At 55.5% G+C, this 25,072-nt stretch carries 36 protein-coding genes; 18 read left to right on the top strand and 18 right to left on the bottom strand.

What is annotated here, in order from left to right; genetic code table 11:
* Window positions 1-30: 30 nt before the first annotated feature.
* On the bottom strand, window positions 31-654 hold the full coding sequence (locus tag P7C00_RS11405) for a putative metallopeptidase (RefSeq protein ID WP_404939000.1): 624 nt from the start codon (window positions 652-654) through the stop codon (window positions 31-33).
* Between the two features lie 73 nt (window positions 655-727).
* Here P7C00_RS11405 and P7C00_RS11400 point away from each other — a divergent pair, with 73 nt between their 5' ends.
* On the top strand, window positions 728-1,057 hold the full coding sequence (locus tag P7C00_RS11400) for a hypothetical protein (protein WP_404938998.1): 330 nt from the start codon (window positions 728-730) through the stop codon (window positions 1,055-1,057).
* A gap of 18 nt (window positions 1,058-1,075) precedes the next feature.
* On the opposite strand, the gene P7C00_RS11395 is transcribed toward P7C00_RS11400, so the two are convergent.
* From P7C00_RS11395 to P7C00_RS11330, 14 genes are all read right to left on the bottom strand, one after another.
* Window positions 1,076-1,309, bottom strand: coding sequence for a hypothetical protein (locus tag P7C00_RS11395; RefSeq protein ID WP_404938996.1), 234 nt, complete (start codon window positions 1,307-1,309; stop codon window positions 1,076-1,078).
* 56 nt (window positions 1,310-1,365) lie between these two features.
* A complete protein-coding gene (locus tag P7C00_RS11390; RefSeq protein WP_404938994.1) occupies window positions 1,366-1,689 on the bottom strand; it encodes a phage holin, lambda family in 324 nt (107 codons plus the stop codon).
* Between the two features lie 389 nt (window positions 1,690-2,078).
* On the bottom strand, window positions 2,079-2,411 hold the full coding sequence (locus tag P7C00_RS11385; protein WP_305949609.1) for a hypothetical protein: 333 nt from the start codon (window positions 2,409-2,411) through the stop codon (window positions 2,079-2,081).
* 105 nt (window positions 2,412-2,516) lie between these two features.
* Entirely contained in the window at window positions 2,517-2,858 is a 342-nt protein-coding gene (locus tag P7C00_RS11380) for a hypothetical protein (protein ID WP_241109389.1), read from the bottom strand.
* Between the two features lie 750 nt (window positions 2,859-3,608).
* Window positions 3,609-4,304, bottom strand: coding sequence for a hypothetical protein (locus P7C00_RS11375; RefSeq protein ID WP_404938992.1), 696 nt, complete (start codon window positions 4,302-4,304; stop codon window positions 3,609-3,611).
* Window positions 4,305-4,359: 55 nt separating this feature from the next.
* Window positions 4,360-4,905 (bottom strand): HNH endonuclease, encoded by a 546-nt coding sequence (locus P7C00_RS11370; protein WP_404938990.1) that lies wholly within the window; start codon window positions 4,903-4,905, stop codon window positions 4,360-4,362.
* 20 nt (window positions 4,906-4,925) lie between these two features.
* Window positions 4,926-5,555: a recombination protein NinG gene (locus P7C00_RS11365; RefSeq protein ID WP_404938988.1), complete on the bottom strand. Its 630-nt coding sequence runs from the start codon at window positions 5,553-5,555 to the stop codon at window positions 4,926-4,928.
* Window positions 5,552-6,067, bottom strand: a complete 516-nt coding sequence (locus P7C00_RS11360) for a hypothetical protein (RefSeq protein ID WP_404938986.1) — start codon at window positions 6,065-6,067, stop codon at window positions 5,552-5,554. The genes P7C00_RS11365 and P7C00_RS11360 overlap by 4 nt, the downstream gene beginning before the upstream one ends.
* On the bottom strand, window positions 6,064-6,861 hold the full coding sequence (locus tag P7C00_RS11355; RefSeq protein ID WP_404938984.1) for a hypothetical protein: 798 nt from the start codon (window positions 6,859-6,861) through the stop codon (window positions 6,064-6,066). Before P7C00_RS11355 ends, P7C00_RS11360 begins: the two co-directional genes overlap by 4 nt.
* Window positions 6,848-7,822, bottom strand: a complete 975-nt coding sequence (locus P7C00_RS11350) for a phage replication protein (RefSeq protein ID WP_404938982.1) — start codon at window positions 7,820-7,822, stop codon at window positions 6,848-6,850. Before P7C00_RS11350 ends, P7C00_RS11355 begins: the two co-directional genes overlap by 14 nt.
* A 1-nt stretch (window position 7,823) precedes the next feature.
* Window positions 7,824-8,177 carry an HNH endonuclease gene (locus P7C00_RS11345; protein ID WP_404938980.1) on the bottom strand — a complete coding sequence of 118 codons (354 nt, stop codon included), beginning with the start codon at window positions 8,175-8,177 and terminating at the stop codon, window positions 7,824-7,826.
* Window positions 8,178-8,239: 62 nt separating this feature from the next.
* The gene (locus P7C00_RS11340) at window positions 8,240-9,034 is read right to left on the bottom strand and encodes a Rha family transcriptional regulator (protein WP_404938978.1); all 795 of its coding nucleotides are present in this window, start codon (window positions 9,032-9,034) and stop codon (window positions 8,240-8,242) included.
* Between the two features lie 65 nt (window positions 9,035-9,099).
* Window positions 9,100-9,717 carry a hypothetical protein gene (locus P7C00_RS11335; protein ID WP_404938976.1) on the bottom strand — a complete coding sequence of 206 codons (618 nt, stop codon included), beginning with the start codon at window positions 9,715-9,717 and terminating at the stop codon, window positions 9,100-9,102.
* A gap of 54 nt (window positions 9,718-9,771) precedes the next feature.
* Window positions 9,772-9,993 (bottom strand): Cro/CI family transcriptional regulator, encoded by a 222-nt coding sequence (locus P7C00_RS11330; protein WP_080644463.1) that lies wholly within the window; start codon window positions 9,991-9,993, stop codon window positions 9,772-9,774.
* Between the two features lie 96 nt (window positions 9,994-10,089).
* On the opposite strand from P7C00_RS11330, the gene P7C00_RS11325 reads away from it, so the two are divergent.
* From P7C00_RS11325 to P7C00_RS11255, 15 genes are all read left to right on the top strand, one after another.
* Entirely contained in the window at window positions 10,090-10,851 is a 762-nt protein-coding gene (locus P7C00_RS11325; RefSeq protein ID WP_404938974.1) for a helix-turn-helix transcriptional regulator, read from the top strand.
* A 25-nt stretch (window positions 10,852-10,876) separates the two neighbouring features.
* Window positions 10,877-11,080: a hypothetical protein gene (locus P7C00_RS11320; protein ID WP_404938972.1), complete on the top strand. Its 204-nt coding sequence runs from the start codon at window positions 10,877-10,879 to the stop codon at window positions 11,078-11,080.
* Window positions 11,081-11,393: 313 nt separating this feature from the next.
* Entirely contained in the window at window positions 11,394-13,253 is a 1,860-nt protein-coding gene (locus P7C00_RS11315; RefSeq protein ID WP_404938970.1) for a DEAD/DEAH box helicase, read from the top strand.
* A complete protein-coding gene (locus P7C00_RS11310; protein ID WP_404938968.1) occupies window positions 13,250-13,678 on the top strand; it encodes a hypothetical protein in 429 nt (142 codons plus the stop codon). The genes P7C00_RS11315 and P7C00_RS11310 overlap by 4 nt, the downstream gene beginning before the upstream one ends.
* Before the next feature lie 161 nt (window positions 13,679-13,839).
* Complete coding sequence (locus P7C00_RS11305) at window positions 13,840-14,412, top strand: hypothetical protein (protein ID WP_404938966.1); 573 nt, start codon at window positions 13,840-13,842, stop codon at window positions 14,410-14,412.
* A 497-nt stretch (window positions 14,413-14,909) separates the two neighbouring features.
* The gene (locus P7C00_RS11300) at window positions 14,910-15,278 is read left to right on the top strand and encodes a hypothetical protein (protein ID WP_404938964.1); all 369 of its coding nucleotides are present in this window, start codon (window positions 14,910-14,912) and stop codon (window positions 15,276-15,278) included.
* A 353-nt stretch (window positions 15,279-15,631) separates the two neighbouring features.
* Window positions 15,632-15,988: a hypothetical protein gene (locus P7C00_RS11295; RefSeq protein WP_404938962.1), complete on the top strand. Its 357-nt coding sequence runs from the start codon at window positions 15,632-15,634 to the stop codon at window positions 15,986-15,988.
* A 611-nt stretch (window positions 15,989-16,599) separates the two neighbouring features.
* Entirely contained in the window at window positions 16,600-17,031 is a 432-nt protein-coding gene (locus P7C00_RS11290; RefSeq protein WP_404938960.1) for a hypothetical protein, read from the top strand.
* A complete protein-coding gene (locus tag P7C00_RS11285; protein ID WP_041118603.1) occupies window positions 17,028-17,219 on the top strand; it encodes a hypothetical protein in 192 nt (63 codons plus the stop codon). The genes P7C00_RS11290 and P7C00_RS11285 overlap by 4 nt, the downstream gene beginning before the upstream one ends.
* Window positions 17,216-17,416, top strand: a complete 201-nt coding sequence (locus P7C00_RS11280; protein WP_041118604.1) for a hypothetical protein — start codon at window positions 17,216-17,218, stop codon at window positions 17,414-17,416. The genes P7C00_RS11285 and P7C00_RS11280 overlap by 4 nt, the downstream gene beginning before the upstream one ends.
* Window positions 17,413-17,586 (top strand): hypothetical protein, encoded by a 174-nt coding sequence (locus P7C00_RS11275; RefSeq protein WP_011062073.1) that lies wholly within the window; start codon window positions 17,413-17,415, stop codon window positions 17,584-17,586. The genes P7C00_RS11280 and P7C00_RS11275 overlap by 4 nt, the downstream gene beginning before the upstream one ends.
* Before the next feature lie 139 nt (window positions 17,587-17,725).
* The gene (locus P7C00_RS11270) at window positions 17,726-18,475 is read left to right on the top strand and encodes a hypothetical protein (protein ID WP_404938958.1); all 750 of its coding nucleotides are present in this window, start codon (window positions 17,726-17,728) and stop codon (window positions 18,473-18,475) included.
* Entirely contained in the window at window positions 18,472-19,035 is a 564-nt protein-coding gene (locus P7C00_RS11265) for a siphovirus Gp157 family protein (RefSeq protein WP_210713306.1), read from the top strand. Before P7C00_RS11270 ends, P7C00_RS11265 begins: the two co-directional genes overlap by 4 nt.
* Window positions 19,036-19,042: 7 nt before the next feature.
* Window positions 19,043-19,561, top strand: a complete 519-nt coding sequence (locus P7C00_RS11260) for a hypothetical protein (RefSeq protein ID WP_404938956.1) — start codon at window positions 19,043-19,045, stop codon at window positions 19,559-19,561.
* 81 nt (window positions 19,562-19,642) lie between these two features.
* Window positions 19,643-20,125, top strand: coding sequence for a hypothetical protein (locus tag P7C00_RS11255; RefSeq protein ID WP_404938954.1), 483 nt, complete (start codon window positions 19,643-19,645; stop codon window positions 20,123-20,125).
* 53 nt (window positions 20,126-20,178) lie between these two features.
* Here the strand turns inward: P7C00_RS11255 and P7C00_RS11250 are convergent, their stop codons facing one another.
* Complete coding sequence (locus P7C00_RS11250) at window positions 20,179-20,775, bottom strand: hypothetical protein (protein ID WP_404938952.1); 597 nt, start codon at window positions 20,773-20,775, stop codon at window positions 20,179-20,181.
* 173 nt (window positions 20,776-20,948) lie between these two features.
* A complete protein-coding gene (locus tag P7C00_RS11245) occupies window positions 20,949-22,058 on the bottom strand; it encodes a hypothetical protein (RefSeq protein WP_404938950.1) in 1,110 nt (369 codons plus the stop codon).
* A 180-nt stretch (window positions 22,059-22,238) separates the two neighbouring features.
* Between P7C00_RS11245 and P7C00_RS11240 the strand changes: the two genes are divergently transcribed.
* On the top strand, window positions 22,239-22,610 hold the full coding sequence (locus P7C00_RS11240) for a hypothetical protein (protein ID WP_404938948.1): 372 nt from the start codon (window positions 22,239-22,241) through the stop codon (window positions 22,608-22,610).
* Window positions 22,611-22,637: 27 nt separating this feature from the next.
* On the opposite strand, the gene P7C00_RS11235 is transcribed toward P7C00_RS11240, so the two are convergent.
* A complete protein-coding gene (locus P7C00_RS11235; protein WP_025129945.1) occupies window positions 22,638-22,868 on the bottom strand; it encodes a hypothetical protein in 231 nt (76 codons plus the stop codon).
* Between the two features lie 84 nt (window positions 22,869-22,952).
* Here P7C00_RS11235 and P7C00_RS11230 point away from each other — a divergent pair, with 84 nt between their 5' ends.
* Window positions 22,953-24,920: a DNA cytosine methyltransferase gene (locus P7C00_RS11230; RefSeq protein ID WP_404938946.1), complete on the top strand. Its 1,968-nt coding sequence runs from the start codon at window positions 22,953-22,955 to the stop codon at window positions 24,918-24,920.
* Window positions 24,921-25,072: the final 152 nt, after the last annotated feature.

Raw genomic sequence — 25,072 nt, 5'->3', positions numbered from 1 at the left:
GGGTAAATTCCGTCTTAGGTCTGTCTGGGGTCAGGCCGACTTGAGCAGACAGGTTCCGCAGGCCCTCGATATGTTCAATTTCCCCACCTCAGCAGGATTGTTTGCAGCGTCTACCAGGGCCTGAACATCAGGGCTCGCACCATAGCGGCGGACCACGCCGACGAACTCCTCGACGTCATGGCCGCGCAACTTCAGTTTGGGTGCGCCTTCCTGGGTGAAAGCTGGTTGACCGTACTTATCGGTCGCCTGAGCAATGTGGTAAAGCTCGTGTTCGATCAGGGCGCAGAAGTCAGCGTCAGAGCACTGGGCGCAGTAGTCAGCAGCAAGAGTGATGATGAAAGCCGGTACATCGCCGAACCAATCACGCAGCTGCTGCTCCATCCGGGCCTTCTGCCAACCTCCAGCACGGAACGCCACCTGTTCAGCCTGGCCCAGGACTATGCGGCCCTGCTTCTCGAAGCTCGACGATGCCCACATGACCCGGATGTCTGCATCCAGTAGGTGGGCATGGTCTTCGTTGTGGATGCTGCCGGTGTCGGCAAGGATCTCAGCCTGGAGCCAATCCCACACTTCAGGGGCTGGTATCAGGCGGATGCCGAAATCGGAAAGCTCAGACAGCTCTACCAGTGACAATGGAGGGTATGGCCTGTCCATGGATCACCTTGAGCTTGAAATAGTGGCGGGTTGCCGGTATTTACAGGATTCGACTCACACAAGGAAGGCTTCAATGTCTCAGTCAACTAACAAAGCGACGATTGCAGATCATGCCGCACACCTAGTGACAGCCGCCTTTATTCTGAGCGGCGAACGGAGAGCTACACCAGAAGCTCAAGCCAGGGCAAAGGAGTTCGCAGACTTCTGTACAGTCGAACTGGAGAAGGCCGGCTACTTGACGAAGAACATTGAGGTTCGCGAGCACCCACCAGGGACACCGGACCTCATCAAAAACCAAGGGGCATTAACACTCATACCTCATAAAGACGGTACCAAGCTCGAAGTAAACATGGCTCGTTGCCAGGAATTGTTTAAGTCAACTTACCCGAATGCATGGCTTTAGTGGTTCCGACAGGAATGATTACGGGTTGAAGGGATCGGTAGGCTTGGCGATCGAGCGCACAAACCACATGAAGCCCTGTTGCAGGTTGGTCTTGGCCAGAGCCAGCAACCGTGGATCGACACCCTGAATCTGGCTGATCTGCTTGAACAACTCGCCGGCGTCCGCCTCCAGGGCCTTGATGGAGTTCATGCCGTCGATCTCCCTCTGGGTGAGGTCGCGGTAGCCGGTGATCTTCTTGTGCTGGTTGTCCATGGTGACTCCTCATGATTGCGCGCCACGATTTGGCGCATTCGAAAACGTGGCACGGATCAGCCCTCGGCCTTACGGCTCATGAAGCGGTCGGAGTATTCCCGCAGCTTCTCTACTCCAACAAAGCCGACCATGCAGCCAGCGAAGGTGGCCAGGTTAGCCGGGAGCGTGAAGTACTCAAGCAACGGGATAAGGCTGGAACCGATCAGGCCGCAGATGACAGCTTCCAGCACCATCTTGCGCCTGCTGCCACCGCCATAGATCACGCGGAATACGGCAACAATGGCGGCCGTACCACCTGCATAGATCTGTGGCTGATGGGCCGCAAGCCATGCCAGCGCTGCCGCCCATAGATCGGGGTTCTTTTCTGGCATTTTGGCCATCTCTGTTCCTCCCTTTCGGGGAGCGCAAACGAAAAAGCCCCGGCGGATGCTGAGGCCTGAATAGGTGCGCGCGTCTTTCCGCGCTGTCTGCCAAGGACCTTCCCGACGTCGACGCCCCATTGCATCGATCTCGCCAGACCCAGTCTCGCGCCACCCCGACAGCAATGGTGAGGTAAGGGTGCGCGGGCTGCCGGTGTTTTTTCCGTTGCACTGCACTTGCCGGCTTATCAGCGTCCAGGCTTTCCGTGAGGCTGCCCTGGCTGCAGGTAATCCGAAAGACATCCGGGAAAACGTCCACTTCGGTAGCGGCTTTCCTCAGAGGCACAAAAAAGCCCGGTACAGGTCCGGGCTTTTCTATTTCATCCAGGCTTATGGATTAGGAGGCACCGTTAAGCCAGCAAGTCCCAGGTCAATGCGATTGCGCCACCCGGAGTAGACGAGTATGTCCACAGCGCCTTGCCCGCAGGGATGCGAATCGGATACGGCATAACAACCTCCGAGTTGCTATTCGTGATACGAGAACCGTTGGCGGAGAAGATGATTGCTGAATCGGCAAGGGAAGAACCGGTCGGCCCTACGTATAGATCAACGGTACCGTTCGAGGGGGCGATCAGACCAGTCTGGATGATCAGACCACCAGTGTTTTGTGCTGCCGATACAATCTCCACAATCCCGTTCGGGTGCAGTGTAGTGAAGTGCTTACCCATAGTTACTGCGTTCATTTTGCCACCTTTGAATGGAATGATTAGTTGCGGGAAATTCCGCTTTCATGTCGCTCAAAGGCGATGGGTTGAAGCTCTTGGCTTTCAGTGACTGCCTAATGGAAACTAGTCCACGTTTTGGGCGCTGGGCGCGGGCAACACATCATAAGTAATAAAGACCAGAAGTTGGCCATTATTCTCATAAGCCCAGAGGCCGTTACCAGGAGGTAGATAGACTGGATTTGGGAGTGTCTCTGAACTTGACCACGCCATCAACAGCACCGGGACACCAGGACCACTCCAATAAGAAGGCTCAGCTGTACCGGTCGAAATAAACGAGAGGCTACTGCCTACGATCTGAGTAGTACGCAGAATGATTCCATTAACGTTCGCAGACGGTGCAATAAGCTGTTGTTTCCGTGTGACGTTGGCAGAAATGAACTTCTGGCCAAGTGTTACTGGTTCCATGATTTTCACCTTTGAGTCGAGTAAGTGATTGCGGAGATTTCCGCACTCATGTCGCTCAAAGGCGATTGCTCGAGGCTCAAGGCCTTCACACGAGTCGAGAAGGTAAGCACCAGCAATGCGGTGGGTTTCGCTTCTGATACACCCGAGGAGTGAAATTACTATCTCAGCAAAATACTGTACATGCAAACAGTATTTCGTAAGCCACTGCCCCCCCCCTACAAAAATCATTCTGCCAATGGCTGTCATAGCGTCGATGCCCTACCGCACGCGGGCTGCCAGCGTTGATTCCGTACGTTGCACTATCCGACTATCGACGTCCAGACTATCCCGAGGGCTATCCTGCCTACAGCTAAATTCGAGGCATAAAAAACCCGGCTCGGGGCCGGGTTTTGAGAGTTAGAGCTTTTTGGATAACAGGAGTGAAGAACAGCAGTTAACCCCTAGCCCAGCAAAAACAAACAAACTAGACGAGATTAGACTTTTCATCATCATAATTCCTCCTGTGGTTACGGTCAGTACCGCCGTAATCGGCATTGCTATTAAGGTTGCTGAGAAGTACAAGCCAACGGTTAAAAGGAATGCTAGGAGTAACTTTCCTGCTGCAGCGAATAAATTGCTCGTCCCCTGGTCCATAACGCTAGCTCGCGCTATCCAAAAAACTCTAACCATGCTGCGAGGGCGATCATTTGAGCGCAGAATCGACAGCATGGGATGAATTTCGCTCATCCGCTCACTGGTGTCAATAGGCAATCACGCAGCTTGTTCAATGAGCAGCCCTTCTGCCTCAAGGATCTCCCCGGCGACGGCCAGGGCATCATTTACCAGATCGTCTGCGTCCTTTTGAATCGACAGCCTCCAGCGGCGCCGGGTGGACTCAGGAGTGCCGTCGTTGTCCCAGGTGTTCATGTCGTAGAAGCTGTCCTTCAGCACGATCATGTCGGCGGATCGGGCTTCGTCCTTCTTCGCCTTGGCCTGGCCGGCCGCCACCGCCGCCTTCACCATGGACTCACGGCGCCACGCCGGCGCATCAAGAGGAATCTCGACCGATACGGACGACGCCACCTTCTGCCGCGCCCCCTTGAGTTGGGGAATGGCCCATGCGGTGGTCGCCTTGAATAGGAACAGCTTCGGCGCCGGGGTACTGATCAGGGCCTGCAATGCCGAGATGGCTTGCACCTTCCGCCCCTTGTGGGTGCTGTATTTGGCCACAAGCGCATTCCAGTGTTTAGGCTCCAGGCCATGGTGCAGCCTGGCCGATACCCAGCAATCCACCTGGGTGCGGTCGATGGTTTCGGCACCGCAGGAGCGAACCAGGGTGGCCAGATCACCACCCTCTTCCTCATCGGCCGAGTTGTACAGCTTCTGCCATGCCTGCTTGCTAGTGTTGTCGATGGCTTCGGCGGCGAGGGCCGAAACAACTGCGCTTAGAACGCCTGGGTAGATCATGCTGCAGCCCTCTTCAGTTCTTTGATCTTTTCGCGGTAGTCGGCCTTGATGGCTTTCATGATTGCCCTCTCCCGTTGTGAGTTTTCTTGGGAGCGAACAAAGCGTCGTAATCGGACATGCCCTGCCTTTTCCGCCTCATGATGGTTGCGCCAGTGACCTTGACGCGCGGGTCCATTCCCCATTGAGTGGCCGTGTTCCGCTTGCCCTCAAACTCGATCAGACCGACATCACTGCGGTTGGCATGACTCTCTGGGGTAAAGCCGCGCTTCACGTTGCAGCCACGACAGAGAATCCTCAGATTGGAGCGCTCGTTGTTCTTACGGTCGTCGTCGATGTGATCGACGTGACAGGTAAGCCAGGTCTCATGCTTTCCGCACAACTCACAATCTCTGCCGCCCGGCCCAACCTCCGCCCACATGACGTGGCGATGCTCGAAGACATATCCGCCTTTGTCGGCTAGCGGATGACCCGGCTCGAATACGCGGACATACCCATTCGGCGTGATGACCCGCCGCTGCCGACTTGTGGGAAGCTTGTCGGTTGTACCGTTCCGCATCACCCGGAAGTAGTGCATCTGGCAAAGCTGGGCGGTCTTGTACATAGCGGCACGACCGCAATTCTCTACGCTGCATTGCATTGGATTCGCGCCTCAAGCCTTTTGATTTTTTTGGTGAAGACGGACTTCAGCCTCTTCAGGTAGTCGACCTCATGGCGGACCTGGTCCTGGTTGCACTCCAACCACTCCACCTTTTCCGAGCCGATCTTCTCGACCAGTCGCGGCCGGTAAACCATGATGTTTCCGCTCAGGTGGGCGTTACATTGGGAGCAGGACTTGTTCATGTTCCAAAGGTTGAACCGGAGGTGCTTAGCAGCGCCGACGCTGCGGAAATGCGAACAGTGCCATTGACCGCCCCATGAGGCCGGCTTGTCGCAGCTGATACACCCCAAGTGCGCATCACGCAGGCGCACATAGCGATTGATTACCGCCTGAGCCTCCCTTGCATGATCCGCGCGACTCTTCAGCTTCTCCTTACGGACCTTGATCTCCCGGCGCTCGACATCAGCCAGGGCTTTCCGGGCGCTTGCCTGCCCCCTCTCTGACTGGCCATGAGCGATGGCGCACTCGATCTCCCCGCACACAGCCTGGGAGGCGCGTACGGGCGTGAACATAACCCGGCAAGATGGACAGCGCTTGCGACGCTTGCTGACGGACGTGAGCGGGGTTTTGCGCTGTAGTGGGGTGCGCTTCACGCGGCCTCCTTGAATGCTTCGAACTCAGCCATTTCGGTCAAGCGCTCTTCCGTGAGCGACGGCCAGTCGTTCAGCACCAGGTACGCGCAGCACTGGCGCCAGAAGTCTTGGAACACCTCCTCTCCCATCGAGTCGTAGGAAAGGCTGCGCGGCGTCTTGCGGGTGAGCTGACCCAGGCCGGGGATGTCGAACAACTCCTCGTCGCAGTACACGCCAGACTCCAACTGCAGGGCTTTGATCGCATCGTGGGACTGCTTGCCAGAGAACCGGTCGATGTTCTGGCTTAGCACCCGGCCCAGGCCATGGACCAAGCCGTTGAATCGTGGGTTGCGCGGCTGCTTCAGCTCGGCGCGGATCTTCGTGTTGATCCGAAACTCACGCTCTCGAAGGATCGACCGATCGGCATCGGAGGACGGCACGAATGCCGCCACCTCCTTGCCGGTGGCTGGGTCGACCAGGCGGCGCAGAACCAGGTACACGGGCATTGGGCGGGGCTTGGCTGGTTTGGTCATTGCGCCGCCCTCTTCGCTTCCAGCTCCTGCGCCTGCCTGATCAGCAGGGCGCGGCGATCAGCCAACTCATTTGCCGCTGCAATCCGTATCTCGTCCTTCTGCTCTGCACTGGCTTTGCGCATTTCCAGCATCGAGCTTTTCACGAGCTCCAGTTTCTGGCGAAGCGCCGGCTCTGGCCGGGTGACTATGCCAGTGAGCAAACCCGCGATAGCCCGACCATCCTCGGTGATCGGCTCGACACTCAGGTCCGCCAGGTACTTCTGGGCGTGTTCGCGCGGGATGCGTTTCAGCTCCATCGCTTTGGTCACAGCCTGGATGCGACGGTTGGCGTCGAAGCCTACGGATACGTGCCAGTTGACTGGCTTCGCATCCTCGCGGGCCTGGCCCACGAACCGCTGGTAAGCGTCGATGAACGCCATACGTGCGCCGATTTTGTCGCCGCCATCCAAGATGGGTTTCGCCGCGGCCAGGGCCAGCTGGATCTCGTCGGTCAGCACCACGGTTTCGAACTCGTCGTTCGTGGTCATGGCGATGGCCCAAGCCTCATCCTTTCCTGGGCGCCCATCCGCTGCTTGGACGCGCTGCATGATTTCGCCCATGACCAGCTTGCCCTTCACCTCAAGCCGGCAGGCCTTCAGCGCTGCACGGACAACGGACACCGGATAAGCGCACAGATCCTCGGCCATGATCGCCGCGGTCCCAGGGTTCATCTCATGCCCCATTGCTTCAGCAGTAGCAACGATCGCAGACGACAGCCCGGCGACCTGGGCGTCGTTCATTTCAAAGGTACTCATTGCGCTCTCCCGACTGGCGCCTGGCCAGGACCAATTGAGCGGCCTGCTCAGCAGCGGAAAGGTTTGCCTCAGTGCGCTCCTGCTGGCGGGCCGTGGCGCCATTGATGCGCTGCCCGGTCACCCACTGGGTGTGATAGCTCTCAGCGTTGACCAGCAGTTCGTTGAGGCTGTGGCACTTGCGCAGAACGGCGGCATCACTGGTTTTCAGGTAGTGCGCTGCGACGTGGTGGGCGACATCGGCGCCGAGGCGCTCGACCAGTTGGCGGAGCTGGCCACCGACCTTACCGTTCCACACCGGCCAAGCGCTGTAGCGCTTGCGGTAAGCCATGGCGTAGTTCGCCCAGGCCTTGAAGGTTTTGCAGGTCTGGTCTTTCGGGCCCGGCATGTCGGCGGGAATTTCGACTCGGGGTACTTCGATGCGATCAAGCACCACCAACCCACCGGATGCGGCCGGCTCCCCGGAGCCGCCGTTAAAGTCCTGACTGGTATCCTGATTAGTACCCTGATGATTGGTATCCTGATTTGTCGGATTTATTTCCGACCCCTGCTCGGATTTTTTTCCGACCTTGCTCGGAGATTTTTCCGAGGTAGATCGGATTTTTTTCCGACCCTTGTTTTCTGCTGGGGTCGGATATTTTTCCGACCCATCAAGCTTCTGGTTCCATTCGACGGCCTTTTCGGTCAGCCGAAAAAGCGTGATGTTAGAAGTGCTGGAAAGCTCGATTAAACCAGCCTCTTCCAAGGCCTTCAGCATGCGATAGGCCGTGTCTGGCTTGTCGGTGAGAAGCGGCAGCTCCTCGATGATCTTGGCCTTGCTCAGCGCGAAGAAGATCCCATCGTCAGTCTTGACCGGCTTGGTCCAGCTCGGGCAACCGTAGATAAAGGCGAACAGCAGGGCCTGCTGAGAGTTCAGTCCCCACTTGAGCGCCTTCACCTGGTTGATCGTGATGGTGAATTGCATTTCAGGCCTCCGCCAATCTGCGGAAATCAATGACCTTCACGCCCTTCCAGCTATTACAGCTGGCACAAAGCGTTTGGAGGTTCTCTAAAACGGCCTCCCCGCCCAAGCTTTCAGGGTAAATGTGATCGGCCCGCAAGTTTCTGTGATCGCCACAGCGCAGGCAGCGATACAGATCGCGCTCGAAAACCTGGGTTCTTATGGATTGACCGATAACAGCTTTTTTAGGCCTTGGCGCCTCCTCGTTCGGCCAGGTAAGCCAGGTACCGCCATGCTTCTTGCTATAGGCGTTCGCAATTCGTTCGGCGCACTCTCCGCAGACAGAGGCACCTGGCACCTCAAGGGAATAGCAGTACATGGCGTTGCGAGCTTCCTGGCTGGAGTCTCCACATACTGGGCATGAAGTCGTAGGCACCATGCTCACGCGGCACCTCGCAAGGCCTTGTCGTGAGTGAACAAGCCGTCCCAGGTCTTTTTCATAGGCAGCTCGCCAGCCAGATACAGGTCGTACAGGCGCACCGCGCCCTTCTTGAGCAAGACCGGCGTGAAGGAAATAAAGGCCTCTTTCCCGTGGGGGGTGACTTCGTGCTGGTGCTCGGTCATGTACTTGTCGCGAGCGTAGGAAGCCACGCGAAGGCGCAGGCCAGACTTGCTCTCGTTGTAGAGCCAGTTCCGGCTCTCCAGGTACTTGCCCACCTGCATGACGTTGACCCCATTGAGGCCCTTGCAGAATTGGGTATGGGTCATGCCTTCCTTGAACAGGTTTTCCAGGGAGTGGATCTTGGTTGCCTGGGCTTCGACCTGGATGGTCAACTGAAGCCGGGCCTGCTCAGCCTCAAAAGCCAGCTGGATCAGATCCATGCGGGATAGTTCGCGAGGCTGGGCGATGACTGCTTCCAGCTCACGCCAGCGGCGAACTACGGCCAGGCGCATCTTGGCGCTGTAGCCGGTCAGCAGCGTGTCGGTCATCTCTCGGTCGAGGTTGAAGCACGGCAGGAAGCGCCCGGTGCTGTCCTTGTACTGGGCTGAAAAATCAGCCGAGTCGATTTCGAGCTCAGCGAGCATCGAACGGATATCAGCCAGCACGTTCTTGTGCAGCTTTCCGGTCAGTTCGGCGATCTCGACAGACGACATAGTCCGCGCCACGTTTTGCGAGCTCTGAAAACGTGGCGCGATATTGGTAGGGGTATTGCTGGAATTGGGTTGGCTCTGCATAATCGGCCTCATCAAGTGGTAATGAATCAGCCGGGGCGCAATCCCGGCTTTTTTGTGCCCGGGATTCAGGCAAGTTTCAGATTCGGTCGGTGTTTTGCGATCAGCGCTTCAGCCTTTCGGCCAAGCTCCCCTGCTCGAGCTTCAACTTGGCGGCACTGTTCAGCGAACGCCGGCAGATGCGGCAAGTCCTCTTCGCACATCACCTGGTCGTCAAAGACCTCGCTGCCGGTATCGATCACATCGCCCAGGGCGCGGATCAGCGCACCAAAGCTTTTATTGGCACATTGATAGCTCTGCATCTGGCGGGCGCCGGTCAAGCCATGACGGCCAGCCAATTCGTTGATGCAGTTGTCGCGAAACTCCGGCTCCAGAGCGTTCACCCATGACTCTTCCAGCCACGACGGCATTTCCTGATCGCCGGAGAGCCAGCGCTGAACGCGCTTCAGCCAGCGGCCTGTTGCCTTAACGAACTCCCCCACATCGTTCATGCGCGCCAGCTCATTAAAGTCCGGGACCTTTGCCTGAATTATCTTGGCGGCGGGAACACGCAGGCAGATTTCACGACTCAGCGCTTGGGCGAAAGCGTCCTGACTCAGGCTGGTACGGGCGATCTGGTTTGCGGCATGCGCCACCAACACCTGGTCACGGGTTTGCACGTTGTGTCTTGAACTGGACGTATTCATGGAGACTGCACTCTTCTAATCTGGACTTACTGAGGAGGTGGACGGGGCAATCGCTCAAGCGACCATCTCGCCCCAGGGAAACGAAGGGCAAAGCTGCCCCCTCTTAACTTCGCCACCTGTAAGCGCCTCAATTTGAAGCGCCCTTGCTGCCGGAACGGGCCGATCTCCCGAACACCACTGGCTAACAGTCGGGGTTCGAACATCAAGACGGCTGGCCAGCGCTGTTTGGCTGCCCAAAATCCCGGCTGCCTTCCGAACCGCTTCTGCTGGTGTCATGGGTTTTCTCCGGTTTGTCATGCGCCAAATATAAGGCATTAGCTAATCACTAACAAGCCATTGCCTACTCGGCAGCGGACTAGGCTTAATTAGGCAATGCTTACAGGAATAGAATTAGGCGCAGCCATCGAGCGAGCTCGGGTCGCCAAAGGCGTTACAAAGAAAAAGCTCGCCGAAGATTTCGGCGTGGCGGGCCCCTCTGTCCAAGGCTGGGTGAAGACGGGGCGAATCGACAAATCTAAGCTGATGGAGCTGATTGAGTATTTCTCGGATGTCGTTACCCCTGCGCACTGGGGGTTGAGCGAACGCATGGGGGATATTCTGAGCGTCGCTGAAGCTCCAGCTGTCTACGACTCGTCACCAAAGGCTAGCGTCAAGCTCTCCAGCATCGAGACCTGGGATGACACAACCCCGCTCCCTGACGACGAGGTCTACGTCCCCTTCCTGCGCGAAGTTGAGCTGGCAGCCGGCTCTGGCCGGTTTGTGATCGAAGAAAGCGATACCGCCAAGCTGCGCTTCTTCAAGAGTGATCTGCGCCGCAACAATGTGCAGTTCAACAATGCCAAGTGCGTGATCGTCCGCGGCAACAGCATGTTTCCAGTACTGCGTGATGGCGCCACGGTAGGCGTGAACACCGGCAAGAACTCGCTTGGCGATATCGTCGATGGCGACCTCTACGCGATCAATCACAACGGCCAGCTGCGCGTGAAGCAGGTCTATCGCCTGCCCACTGGTTTGCGTCTGCGAAGCTTCAATCGTGACGAGCATCCGGATGAGGATTACACCTTCGCCGAAGCCCAGGAACAACAGATTTCAATTCTGGGTCATGTGTTCTGGTGGGGGATGTTTGCTCGCTGATTCTCCAGCTCCACGGAAGTGTTGAATGCCAAAGAAACAACCATCGCACAGCAAAGCAGCAACTGCTGCTGATATCGAGCGATCCATCCAGGCCCTCAACAGAATGGCTGAGCGGCTTTGGGGTGATGGACGAGAGACTGAGGCGAAAGCCCTCCTCGATGCGTTGGACGCACTAAACCGGGCACTGGATCGTGTCAGAATTAGAGAGAGCCGTAGGGTTCTCCATTGAAACGTACACGTCCCAGCCGAACACTGGGTGTATTAACAACGAGGCCGATGACTGATGGGGCTGCTCGATTTTCTATCCGACCTTCTCGGTGGTCTTGCTGGTCTCCAGCCTTACGAAAAGCCTCGCAGGGTATTCACGCGAGGCTTTGTTGCATTCTGCGTGATGGTGGCTGTTCTTGAGCTGATAGTGCTGAACCACCTCTATGGTGCACAGCGATGAGCGAAGGTAGATGGGGTCGTGCGTATAGAGCAGCGTGAGCTACCACGAATCTAACGAAAACATAGTGCGTAATTATCATCATAAAGGGACTTATATGAATTACTACCAACACACAGTCGCAAACATCGAAGGTAATAGCAAACTTCGCTCACCCCAGATAGAAGCTTACTTACAAATAAAAAAATACTTTTCAGACAATCCTAACGGCGAAGCATTAGTAGTGCTACCAACTGGCACAGGCAAAAGCGGCCTAATTTCAATAGCACCCTATGGTGTTGCGAATGGTAGAGTATTGATAATTACGCCTGGACTAGTAACAAAAAACAGCATAAGAAAAACCCAGGAAGCCTTGGAGGATAATTTCTGGGTAAATTGCAATGTCCTACTAGACCCAGATGACCTTCCGGCGATCACAGAGTATGACTCAAGCACGCTCATAGCCAACCTTGATACATGCAACATGGTGTACACCAACATCCACCAAGTCTATAGTACAAGAGGCAACAGCCTTGTGGATCGAGTGCCCAAAAATTATTTCGATTTAATTATAGTTGATGAGGCTCATCATGCACCGGCAGAAAGCTGGACTAAAACTTTAAGCTATTTTAGCGCAGCCAAAAAACTATTCTTAACGGGGACTCCTTTTCGGGGTGACAATCAAGAGCTTCCAGGCGAGCTAATTCACGAAACGCAGCTATCTGAAGTAATGCGTGACAGATACGTAAAATGGCTTCGTAAGGAAACCGTCAATGCACACAACTTATCTTTCACGTTAGCCGCGTATCCTGGGCGCAGCTTCTCCAAAGAAGAGGTGCTTCAATTAAAAGACAGAGAGTGGCTTGAAAAAAGTGTCGCATTGTCAGAAGCATGCTCTAAAGACGTCATTCAACACAGCTACTCCAAGCTCAGAGAGCTTAAAAGTGAATCTCCCTCTGTACCTCATAAAATCCTTGCTGTGGGATGCAGCATTCGTCACGCCAACGATCTTCACTCGTGGTATGAAGAGCTCGGTACCACAGTAGTTACAATTCACAGCGAGATGAGCGAGGAAGACCAAGAGCAAGCGTTCCGGAAAATTGAAAACCATGAATGCGAGGTTGTTGTTTCGGTGAACATGCTCATGGAGGGGTATGACCATCGCTACCTCACTGTCCTTGCGCTTTTTCGCCCTTATCGAAGCCTGAATGCGTTTGCTCAAATCGTCGGCCGGGTGCTGCGAGCGATACCAGAAGACGAAATTAAAGCATTTGAGATAGATAACAACGCACTGATAGTCTTTCATCAGGAAACGGGGCTTGATGTAATGTGGCAAGCATTCCAAACAGAAGTCGACCGAGCCAAGCATCAGCGCACTAGAGAGTATGAATTCAGCGAATACGAATACACTGAACGAGATAACGCTCTAGCAGGTATAAGTACAGAAGACGTTTTTGCAGGACAAACGGATTCCTACCTGGACGACATAGACTTTAATGAGCTATTCGAAAAAAAGCGATTAGAGATCTCGCAGTCAGCAGACAAGCAACTTGAAACACTACAAACCTCAGGTCCGGCTCTAGACCTATCCACTATTGAAAAATTACGTAGTGTTTTAATAGATGCCGAACTAAAGAAGGCATCCTCAGAAATAAATCCGAACCTCATTGCAAAGCGTCCCGAGCTAGCTCGCAAAGACCTTAGAGCCCTCCTGGTTAAAAAATCTCAAGACGCTGCCGCAAGCCTGATTAGCGACAAAGGCCTTGAGGATAAGGGAATAGAGCTTTTCCCTAGGTTTGCCAGACATCTAAAGTACATGAAGAAAGACACTCCGAACGATGGCGTGCTTGTAATGTACATCAATGCCAAGATACACTCACGCTATGGTGCGCGCGATCAGATGGACAACAGGCAGCTATTAAATGCCGTAGATATGATGCCGCACATTGTTAATGAGCTTCGAGGCATGTTGAAATGAACAAACTACTGAAGGATGCCTTAGATGAGCTTAGCGCACTGCATCTTTTTAATGGAGTGCAGCCTTCAGACCTAGCCGATGCTATGTATGAAAGTCCATATTTAGAATTCAAGACCATTAAAACCGCTGAACACTTAACTGTTGAACTTAGCTTTATCGATGAGTGTGAAGAGTCTGTAAACACCGTCAAGATGAAGTACATTTACAGTCTTGATAGAAAATTACAGCGTATTGACCAGAAGATAGGTTCAAAAAAATTCGCAATACAGTGGTGTCGAAAAACTGCGACTAACGATGCCATTGCCAAGGTAGAGCTAGCACTAAGTAAAATTAGAGTTACTGATAAAAGAATCAGCGCAATTATGTCCACGCTTCCAAGTAGCACAAGTTCTCTTATTCGTGCAAAATTGTCTCTAGTAGCCTAAGACAGCTCCTTGTACAAAGCCCGGCCCAGCGCCGGGTTTTTTGTATCCGCCCTTGCCGCCTCCCCTCAAACTCGATCCGCCGCCAGGCCAGCAAGCCCCCCGCCGATGGAGGCTGCGCACCATGGGTGGTAAAATTCCAGATCTATTTGAGGAGTAGTCCAATGAAAGGAATTGGGACGCTTGCCCTGGTGGTGGGTATTTGCTGGGCCGTATTCGCACTGAGCATGGACGTGTCTGTCGCTACTGGATCTGGCGGCAGAGTGAACAATCTTGGGCTTATGGCTGATCGCCAATTACATACCATTGTCGGCGGGATGATCGCCCTGGCAGGCCTGATTATCTTGATGCTCGGCGGTAAAGGCTCTGCTCCGTCGGCAGCCACAACAACTGATACCCGCCCCTGCCCCGCCTGCGCAGAAACCATCAAGAATGCCGCCATCAAGTGCAAGCACTGCGGGGCTGATGTTGAGCCAGTTGCAGCCCCAAGACTCAGAAATGGCTGGGTGGCCTCCATCCCATGCAAACCCGAAGATGTTGATCGGTTTCACGAGGCTGTCCGGTCCCTGGGCCTGCCGTTGGTCAACATGGTTGAGGGGCAATGGGGAGCCGGACCTTACGAATCAAAAAGCGAGGCTCGCGAGGCGCTGGCCAGGCTCCATGAAAGCTACAAGTTCTTTGGCGATATCGTCTACAGAGACTCGGTGAGCGGCAAGTACCCACCAATCATTGACTGATCCAATAGCTCCTCCAGGCCCGCCTTGCGCGGGCTTTTTCATGCCTAATCGAAAATAATTAGGCATTACCTATTTACATAAAATTAGCCTATGCCTAATATCACTCCCAAGCCAATGCAACACCGGCCCAGCAGCGAAAGCCGCGCCGCTCTTTAACAACCTGCGCCATTAACGATTACCCGGCGATTCGCTGGGAGGTCAGCCCCGGCCACACCTGTGGGGCGAGAGAAAGTCAGGTGAACAAAATCGCGCTGCCACTACTGGCGACCAGCGATCCGATAGCCCCGAAAGGCTACCAACGCGCAGAACTGCGACGGCGGACGAGGTGTTGACCGAACTGGCGAATGACCCGGTAGGAGGCGCGAAACGGATTCAAAAATTAGCGCCCCCGATAGCCTCGGCTGGGGACGCCGGACCTCATGCACCCTGCCCCACTCAGCAGGGCATTCAGAGCTGTAGCGTGCATGTTGTAAGGACCTGTGATCCGTGGCGAACAGATGCTGTTTGACGCCACGCGGAGGAAGCTCGAAGCCCGTACCGACGAAGATCGGCCAGCCCTGCAATCAGCGGCGGATAACTGGCCAACATCGCTGACGCAACAACCCCGGTCTGACGCCAGTAGCGGGACCGGGATTTCACCTAATGCCCTTCTCACAAGGGGTATCAGGGAAATCACACTGGAGGATCAGCAAATGAAGATTGAAGGATTGACGATTGAAGTGATTCTAAAGCCAGGCACCGACGAATTTGATCAGTTGGCCAAGCAGTTCGCCGAATCTGCTTACCGGCACCTTGTAGAGTTGTGGCGACAGGGTACTGAGCAACAACCTGCCGCCACTTACCCGCAGTTTCTAGCTACCGAATGATCTCGACCTGGCTCGCTCTCGGCATCTGAGGAGGCTCAACGGGCTTAGCAAACACCGAGTGGATGTTCCCGCAGTCACCACAGCTGGCGATCAGGATGTTCTTGTTCGAGGGAGCCGGTTGGATGGCGACCTTGGTAAGCCCTTCGACTCCGCATCCTGAACACTTTGGTTTTGCAGCTTCCATGTTATTGCCTCAACGGTTGTAGGGACTTGAGAGGCTACCACGGCCCGGCGTGGGTAAATATCCGGGCACCAAATTCAAGCCGGTGACAGACGCCAGTAGCGGGTCACGGCTCCACTGACTTACTGATGCTGCTTCGATGAGGCGGCATTGGAAATCGACGGAGGAAGGTATGGGCCAGATCAATAGCGAGGAGATTTTGTCCTCAGAAATTTCCAGCTACGAAGAGCTATTGGCAAAAAGCCTACAGCTTCAGGGCCGCGTTAAAGAAACCCAGGCCTCTCTGGAGGCTGCTTACTCCGGGATCATCAACGCAAAGCATGTTTTCGAAGAGATCAAGAAAGAGAATATCGAAGAGTTGCGGGTATTCAGGCAAACAGTCACTCGCGAGGCGGCCGAAGTTACCCAGGCCATCAAGCATCTGAAATCAAATCTCGATGCAAAAAGCCTCTCGGATCTCAGGGAGTATGTTGCCCTCTGCGAGCGCCTAAAGACACTGCAGGACACTGGATTCAAATTCCCGGTCTGAACAACCAGCGCCACGACAGCTTGACGTTAACTGCCCGATCCCTGGTACTCCCCAGCACCAGGGCGCATCGGAGTGTGATCTAGAAAGGCGACTCCATACCGGGCACGGTTTTTCACCGTGCTGAGCCCTTGAGGCGGAACTGAATGGGCGTCCTTGCAATGACAAGCGCAGATCAAACCCCAATGCGGGCTGCGTTACTGTAATTCAGCCGGTGCATTCATGAGTTCTGTCAGTGGACGTACCGGATTCGCCTGCACACGTTCAATAATAGGCGGGGTTTTACCTTCCATTCGATATATGCACGCCTTAGTCAGTCGCCTCTGTCTGTTGTCGTTCGGTAGCTCAATAAGATGCCCAAATGTGCAGTTTTCTTCGTTAACGACATAAGCGGGATCCTCCGCCCAGAACGAAAGAACCATCATTAGCAGAAACATTGATTGCAGTCCTTGGCGACACATTGGGCCGGCTTTTTAACAGTCGCCGGATGCAACAGCAACCCTACTCCCCCCTTCAAACCATCAGCACTCCCCTCCGCGCCCATCGGCAACCAGCGGAGCGGATGAGTGCAGCCGAGTTTTGTTGGACCAGCACCCGCCACTCTGGAGGCAATCATGTCAGCACTACGCAAGGCACAGCTCGAATACGACAACCGTATGCCACCACCGGTAAGCGAGGACGACCTGGCCGAATCGGAATGGCTTGAGGCAAACGCCGAGCGCCTGCTGATGGGATACCGGATCTCCTGGGGCTACCAGCCTTCAGAGCGCGGCGAGGTCACCCAGGCCGACTTTGCAAGGGCGGTGCAGGACCATCTGAACCAGCGCCAGATCGACGGTGAGGATCAGAAAGACGCCTTCGGCCAGTTGGTGATCAATGCCATGGGCTTTCGCAGCTCGGGGCTCCTGATGGATCTGGCGGTGTACCTGCTTGGTAAAAAGTCAGCCTTGAAGGACATCGCGCTCGAGCTATTGAAGCCCCACGCCGAGGCCGCGGTGGCCTTTGAACAGGAGCAGGCGCGCCTAGAGCAGGAGTGCGGTTTTTGAGCCCTCACATTCTCATCGACCAAGCCCTCGAAGGCGTTGCCGATCCCAACAGTCAGTCCGATATCGATGTCCTGGTGCAAGGCCTGATCACCCGACTCTTCACTGACGGGGCGATCACTACCGACGAATTCACCCACTACTGCAAGCGCCTGATGGAAGCCTGTCACCGGCGCAAGGAGGCAGAATGACCACGTCCCCAGTCAAGTCGCTCATCGAGGAGCAACTGGAAGACATCACCGCCCACAACCTGCGTGATGCCTACAGCCTGGCCGAGCGCCGGGGCTTTTTCGGACCGCCAGTTGAGCAGTATGCGGAGCCAGGTTACCGCGGCCGGGTACTGCAGGTTCTGCGCTATCGCGTGGCCCAGCTGGAGCAGCGGCAATGAGCGGCGCCGGCGCGCACAAGCGCGGCCAGCAGTTGGCGATCCGCTGCGCGAAACTCCGACGCGAGGGCCTATCCCTTTCCGAGGTGGCCCAGGCCACCGGCATCAAGAAAGAGCAGGCCAACGCCAAGATCACCCTGGGCGAGCGCCTGCTCTCGCTGGTCGAGTCGTGATCGCAATTCTCTTCTGGCGTAGCTCCTTCCCTGCCCTCGCGCTCTGCACCGCCGCAATGCTGATCAGCGCCCTCGCCGATCACCTCACCCAATAACTCACATCTTTCAAAGCTGCGCACCTGCGCGGCGGGAGATAGTCATGCCTGTACCTAACCTCGCCCTTTGGGAAGAGGTCGAAAAGACCGACCCCAAGTTCACCAAGGAGTACACCGGCCCTGGTGGTTTCAGCGGTACCGCAGTGAATGCCCAGTACCTGGCCAAGCGCGCCACGGAACAGTTCGGCCCCTGCGGCACCGGCTGGGGTTATGACGTGATTGAGGAGCGCTTCGACATCGGCGGCCCGCTGCTGAGCAAGGAAGGCGTGGTGCTGGCACACGCCCAGGTGCACACCCTCAAGGTCGCCCTGTGGTACCTGGGCGGCGACGGTGAGCGCAAGACGATCACGCACTACGGGCACACGCCTTTCATCACTCAAAACAAATTCGGAAGCATCGGCACCGACTTTGACGCGCCGAAGAAGTCCCTCACCGATGCGATCGGCAAATGCCTTAGCCAGCTTGGCTTCTCCGCCGACGTTCGCCTGGGTCTCTACGACGACATTCACTACGTCAACGAGCGCCTGGGTGAAGCCGAGATCGAGCGCGCCGAAGACAAGATCGAAGCGAAGGAGCGACTGGCCGCCGAGTACCGCGAATGGCTGGCTGAGACGCTCCATCTGATCGGCACCGCGCAGTCACTCAACGAGCTGCAGCAGCTCTACAAATCGGCCATGCGCAAGCTGGACCTTCGTCAGAACGATCCAGAACGCGAAGCCCACAAACTCAAATTCACCCGCGCTAAGGACGCCCGCAAAGCGGACCTTGAAGACTCTATGGAAGGTGCAGCATGACCGAGCTCTACGCACTGACTGGCCAGATGGCCGAACTCGCTGCCCTGGCAGATACCGACGACGAAGGGCTGCGCCAGGCCATCCAAGACACCATGGACGGCATCAAGGGCGAGTTCGAAGTGAAGGCCGACAGCATCGTCATGTTGCGCCGGAACATCGAGGGCGACATCGACGCCATCGACAAGGAAGTCGATCGTCTGAATGAGCTCAAGCGCATCAAGAAAAACACCGTTGGCCAGATCAGCGACTACCTGCGCCGGAACATGGAGGCGGCAGATATCAAATCGATCAAGCGCCCGCTGTTCACCATCACCCTCGCCCTTTCGCCAGAGAAGGTGATCGTCGATGACGAGAAGGCCGTGCCTGACGAGTTCGTATCGCTGAAGAGCGTGATCACCCCGGACAAGAAAACCATCGCCATCCGGCTCAAGGAAATCCGCGATCACAACGAGGCGGTGCGTAAGCGTATGGCCGCCGGCGAGGACGCGGAAGCCGAACTTCTGGAAGAACCAAGCTGGGCCCACCTGGAGCGCGGCGAGAGCTCTATTCGCATCAAGTGAGGTAACCATGAGCAACAACTTCATCCTGGTCTGCTCCGAGCGCCAGGCAGAACTGGAGGCAGCTAAGGCTGCCTTCTTCATGTCCGGCAACAAGGTCCAGGTGCTGGAGTCTTTCAGGTTCCAGCCTCGCCGGCCACGCAAGGACCTGGGTGGCCAGCATGGCAAACGCGCCACCCGCCCGCAGCCAAAGCGCACCTACGAAGACCACTTCGCCCAGCGCAAGGCCTACGTCGACACGATCCGAGAGCTCGCCAAGACCATGACCATCGACCAGGCCATGGCCGCCACCGGAAAGTCCGAGTCAGCCATGCGCCGCGCCTCCCATGAAGGCGGCTTCACGTTCAAGAGCAAGGTCGTTGATAGGGAGCGGGATTTGAAGCTCATCGAGCGCCTAGCTGCCCTGCGGGACGCTGGAGTGTCACGCATCGCTGCCTGCAGGAAGGTCGGGATCTCTGACACCCTGCTGAACCGACTGGTGCTCGACTACGACTTCAACTTCCCCAAGCGCTGGGAGAAGCGAGCTTGAGGCGCTTCAGCAACCGCCCGCAACAGCGCAAACGTCAAGCCTGGTCGACGATACCGGCCAGCGGCATCGAAGAGGTGGGCCATGGCTGCAACTCAGGAAGAACGAACAGCCAAGCTTGCCGAGAGGCGGCAGGAGCTGGGCGAGCAGGAGCTACGACACACAGTTCCCTACGGAACGCGGCGGATGCTCGACGAGCTGATGCTTTGGCATGAGATCGAGGAGGTCAGCGAGGCGGTGCAGCTGCTGGTGATCAACGTCAGGCCCGAGGATCTGCCGCCGGCGCCGCCGAAGGTAAAAGGCCCGTCAGACATCATTAGGCACTACTTCCGCCAGGGAATGCGCGACAGGTTAGCGACCATCACCGCCGCCCTGGGCGAATCCAAGGAGCGAAACACGATCTGGCGGCTGATCGCATATGCACACTCGCTTGGTCCCGACCGCTCCGCACTGCTCTTCAAGATTCCGCGCCACAAAATCGAAGTTCAACAAAACGTGGCGCGCAAACTACGGCAGGCAGGCTTTGCCGAATCGCTCCAGATGAACGCCGAAGACGGTGACGTCTGATCCGGCGCAATGTCAGTCACCCCCACTCCAAGCTTCGCCCCCCTCTGATGGCGTTAAGCGAAAGATCTCAATTTGTGCTTTGGCATTTCAGTGCCTGCGCAAGCTTTGAACAGCAGCTTGGAGGCTTCCTCAGCAGCGTCTAGCTTTTCACTTGCATAGAATGGAAGACTTTTTAGGAACTCAGCTCGATCTTCGTCTTCGGAAATGGTAATAACGGAATCCCGGATGTGCCTAACCTCAGCAAAATGCTCGTAAGCTACTTTAGCAACTTCGAACAAAGATGAGTCGATCGCGGCAATTTCCACAACGGCCTTATCAAAAATGGATGTATGTACAACAGGAAGAACTGTAGATCCACCGCCACCGTCTTCTCTTCGTATATACACTCTGTACTCGCCAACCGAGTTTTTTGAGAACGTCAAAGCCTCGAAGGAATCGTCTTCAATATCACGCATTAACGATTTCAATTGTTTGATGGTCCACGCGTTTTTTTGTAGCTCCTCCGCTATTAGTATCTTGTACGCTCTGATCTTGCGTAACTTCTCTGAGCGTTTCTTAAAGAACTCCATAACTTCCTTCAAAAAAAACAAGCCGACAGCACTGATAACAGTGAGCGGAAGAAAACTTTCTACACTTTGCAAAATCCCCACTTCTCACTCCGAATGACAACTGTGTAGCTGATTCTAACATGCCACCACCGATCACGGAGGGCGGTGTATCCACGTAGAAGCCATTATTCAGCCTGAGTGCCACTCATTGTTGAATGCTAGGGCAAACAGTCTACAACGAGCGCTACGCGGATCTTCACGAATTATTGTTTCAATCACTTTCCTTTAACCTTTTCGATAATTTTTGCTAATCCTTCCAAACCGTCAAACGTTGAAGGCAAATTATCTTCACCACTCACCAGACCGCTAAAAATTACCTGCTCAAATCTTTCCAGGGTTGAATCTTTAGATGCATTACCATCCTGAGGAGCACCTACTTGCTTTCTAGCTTCGCCCGAAAACTTTACGTAACTTTGAATAAATTGAAGCAGCGCAATACGCAAGTCCAGTTGGAGAATTTGCGCCTTCACGCTTCTGAAGTTATGAAGCGCAACACGAAAGAAGAAAACAAACACCAACTCCAAGGCGGCGATAGAAACCGCCGTATACACGTCTATGCTCGGAATTTTTGCTTCGGTATAATACGCATACACTTTATATGCCGCTGGAGACACCAATATAGTTGCTAATACCAACAGGCACAAAAAATTGAAATGCTTTTCGAGCGCCTTTCGAAACCTCATAGATGAAAAACCTGAAGCCAACTCCACAAAGTCAGCGCTAATCTTTATTTTTTTTAGCGCTGCATCAAGGTGCTTTACTCTTTCTTCCCTCTTGCCTAGCAGAATCTCGCTATCAGAGCTTGCTTTGATAGCGCGATCAATGGTCGATGGTAGTTTTTTGATTGCAACAACTTCTTCATGATGCAGATACTTTTTCAGTACACCAATTAGCATTGAATGCTGGCCGTATTCTATTTCGGTTCCGGCGGGGTGCTCTAGATTCATCTTTCTAATGGACGTAAGGCCGCGCACCAATTCCTCAGATAGCTCTTGAGGACGCGTGACCTGATACTCCTGAACGAACCGAAATAGATAAGCTGCCAGTAATTCGTACTGACTGGAATTCAAGGGGTCTACCTCTTCCAACAGCTTTCTAAAGCTACCCCCAATAATCTCTATATTAAATAAACATCCACTTTCAAAGGACAAAAAATTATTTCTCATCGCGGCTAGAGAAACAATTATGAAAAAGTGTATATCACTAACATTGCCCCCTCCATCAGTGGTAACTAGACTTCTAAAACGCTGTTCTGTTTCTAGGAGGAGGCGATGCATTTCACTATTGCTAAAGAATCCATCTTCCAAGTTTTTGTCCGCTTCCATAATGAGTATGAACCTATAGTCTACTGGTGGTAAACACTATACCGGCCAAGAGCCATCATGCCTATTACCCAAGGATGCGTCTGCATCTGTTGAAACTGCTATATCTGGCGCTGCCCGCCAGCGCCAAACCCCATCGATCGCTCCAGCCAGGCCACGGCCATCGGCTGCCCGGAGAAAACTATGCAAGCAGTCATCTACGCTGGCCTGCGGAACGGCGCCCGCGACCAGAAGATCCACGATGCCCTGATCTACAAGCGTGTGATCGAGGTAGCCCGGGAGTTCCAGCTTTCCCCGGGCACTATCCGCGCAGCTGAGAAACGCATCTCCAACACATCTGTTTTCGAGCTGAGCCTACTGGGGGGGGGGGGCAGTCCGATGCCGATCGGCAAGGTTGTGGCCGATTCCTTCCGAAAGGCCGCGCTAGGCGCGTACCGGAACTACCACGGCACCTTTCGAAACCTTGAGCTGCCCTGCTGGGTGATCACCGATGGCATGCAGAAAATCGAAGTGCTCGAACTCCGCAAGATCGATACCGGCGAAGAGTCGCTGTGATGCTTTTTCCATCTTCAATCCAATGGACTATCCATTGCCTCGGTCGTACCAGTTGTTAGCTAGATCAACAGGAATTCGAACAATCTTTGAAGGCTCTAGCTTATTGCAGGCTTCCGGGTATTGCTCGATCTCGATACCGAAATAGGCTAACCAATCGCCATTTGCTTGTTGCTTCAGTTCTGCCAAGTGCATTCCAACTTGCACTTCAGTCAAACCAGAAACTTCAGCGATCAGTTTGTTGGTGGGTTTCTTACTCATCTTGCCCTCCTTGGACCGGATTCCTTCCGGCTCTCATAGAAATAGATCAATCCAACCTATTACGCCAGCCAGCGAGGATTCCGCATGTCCGCAAAACAGAAGAAACACCCCTTCGATTTCAAAACTCAATACGGACTCGGCTTCAGCACTCAGGACGATGAGATCGTTGTCGACTTCTTCTGCGGGGGTGGCGGCGCTGGTACTGGCCTAGAAATGGGCCTGGGTCGCGCGGTGAACGTGGCGAAGAACCACAGCCCTGCAGCAATCAGCATGCACACCGTGAACCACCCGGGTGCTGTGCACTACACCACAGATGTGTTCGACGGCGATCCCGACACCGAATGCGGCGGCAAGGCCGTTGGCTGGTTCCATATGTCGCCGGACTGCACACACCACAGCCAGGCTGCCGGCGGCCAGCCACGCAAGCGCGAGATCCGAAACTTGTCGTGGATCGGCCTCAAGTGGGCAGGCAAGAAGAAGCCACGGGTGATCAGCCTGGAAAACGTGAAGCAGATCCTGCAGTGGGGCCCCCTCGTTGCAAAGCGCGACAAGGCTACAGGCCGAGTAGTGAAACTCGGTGGAAGTGTGGCTGCCCCTGGTGAGGTTGTGCCGGTCCACCAGCAGTTCCTGGTGCCAGATCCAGCCAGACGCGGGCGGACCTGGGCCGTATTCGTCGCCGAGCTGCAACGCCTTGGCTATGCCGTCGAGTGGCGCGTGATCAAGGCGTGCGACTTCGGCGCGCCGACCAGCCGGGAACGCCTGTTCATGATCGCCCGCTGCGACGGCAAGCCCATCGTATGGCCAGAGCCAACCCATGCCAAGAACCCGGCCAAGGGCCAGAAGAAGTGGCGCACCGCCGCCGAGTGCATTGACTGGACGATCCCGAGCAAAAGCATTTTCGACAGGCCGAAACCGCTGGCACCTGCAACCCTGCGGCGAATCGCCAAGGGCATGAAGAAATTCGTCATCGATGCCGCTGACCCGTTCATCGTGCCTATTGCGAACTGGTCCGGCGACAGCGTGCAGTCAGCCCATGAGCCGCTGCGGACCGTGACATCCTGGCCCCGCGGCGGATCGTTCGCCATGGCAAGCCCAATCATCGCCCCAGCCACGCACCAGGGCAGCGATCGCATCAACGACCCTGCCGCCCCGCTGCCGACTGTGACCTGCGCGAATCGAGGTGAACTGACGCTGATCAGTCCGGTGATGGTCACTGCTGCGCATGGCGAAGGGAAGCCTGGCGGTGTTCAACGCTGGGGCGACGGCAGCAAGTTTGCCGGTGCCCCGCTGGGGACGGTGACAGCCAGCGGCGGGCATTCAGTTGCAGCCGCTCACCTGGTGAAGTTCCGGTTCTCGGATGAAGGCAAGGCGCTCGACGAACCGCTGCCGACCATTACCAGCGGCGGCAACTACCAGCGCCCGGCCGGCGCCGCCCACGCTATGGGTATCTCAACGGTGTTCATGGCCCAGATGAATGGCGGCTTCAACGCCACGCATGCCAAAAGCGTCGAAGCCCCAATGACCACGGTTACCAACACAGGCAGCCAGCAACAGCTGGTGACGGCAAACCTGCTGCACCTGCGCGGCAACTGTGATGCGAAGGACTGTGCCGAACCACTGCACACCGTCAGCGCAGCTGGCACTCATCACGGCGTGGTCGAGTACACCCTATCACCGGAACACGAAGAGGGAGCCTTGCGCGTCGCGGCATTCCTCATCAGCTACTACGGCACCGAGAATGTGAGCGCTGCCGGCGATCCAACCCCGACGATCACCACCAAGGATCGCCTGGGCCTGGTCACCGTCACGATTAAGGGAACGCCGTATGTGATCGTCGATATCTGCCTGCGGATGCTGCAACCGGCTGAGCTGTACAAGGCGCAAGGCTTCCCGGCGGATTACATCATCAGCCACGGCGCCGACGGCAAGCCATTCACCAAGACCCAGCAGGTTCATATGTGCGGCAACAGTGTCAGCCCGCCGCCAATGGCCGCGCTGGCCCGGGCAAACGACCCGTGGCTAACCAGGGATCAGGTGGCCTCAGCAGCTTAAAGAGAAAGCCAGTTGTAATTGTCGTACTGGCGATTCCCGCATTTAAGGCAGATCACATAAAGCTCACGATCCAGATGGCTGCCGTCGGTGGTCCAGCCTGACCGAGATACGCGGCCAAGCCTCATTTTCGAGCATGTTTTGCAAAAGTACTG

The sequence above is a fragment of the Pseudomonas sp. JDS08PS003 genome, from assembly GCF_045013505.1.
GTDB lineage: Bacteria > Pseudomonadota > Gammaproteobacteria > Pseudomonadales > Pseudomonadaceae > Aquipseudomonas > Aquipseudomonas protegens_B.
This window is presented reverse-complemented; position numbering and strand designations above follow the sequence as displayed.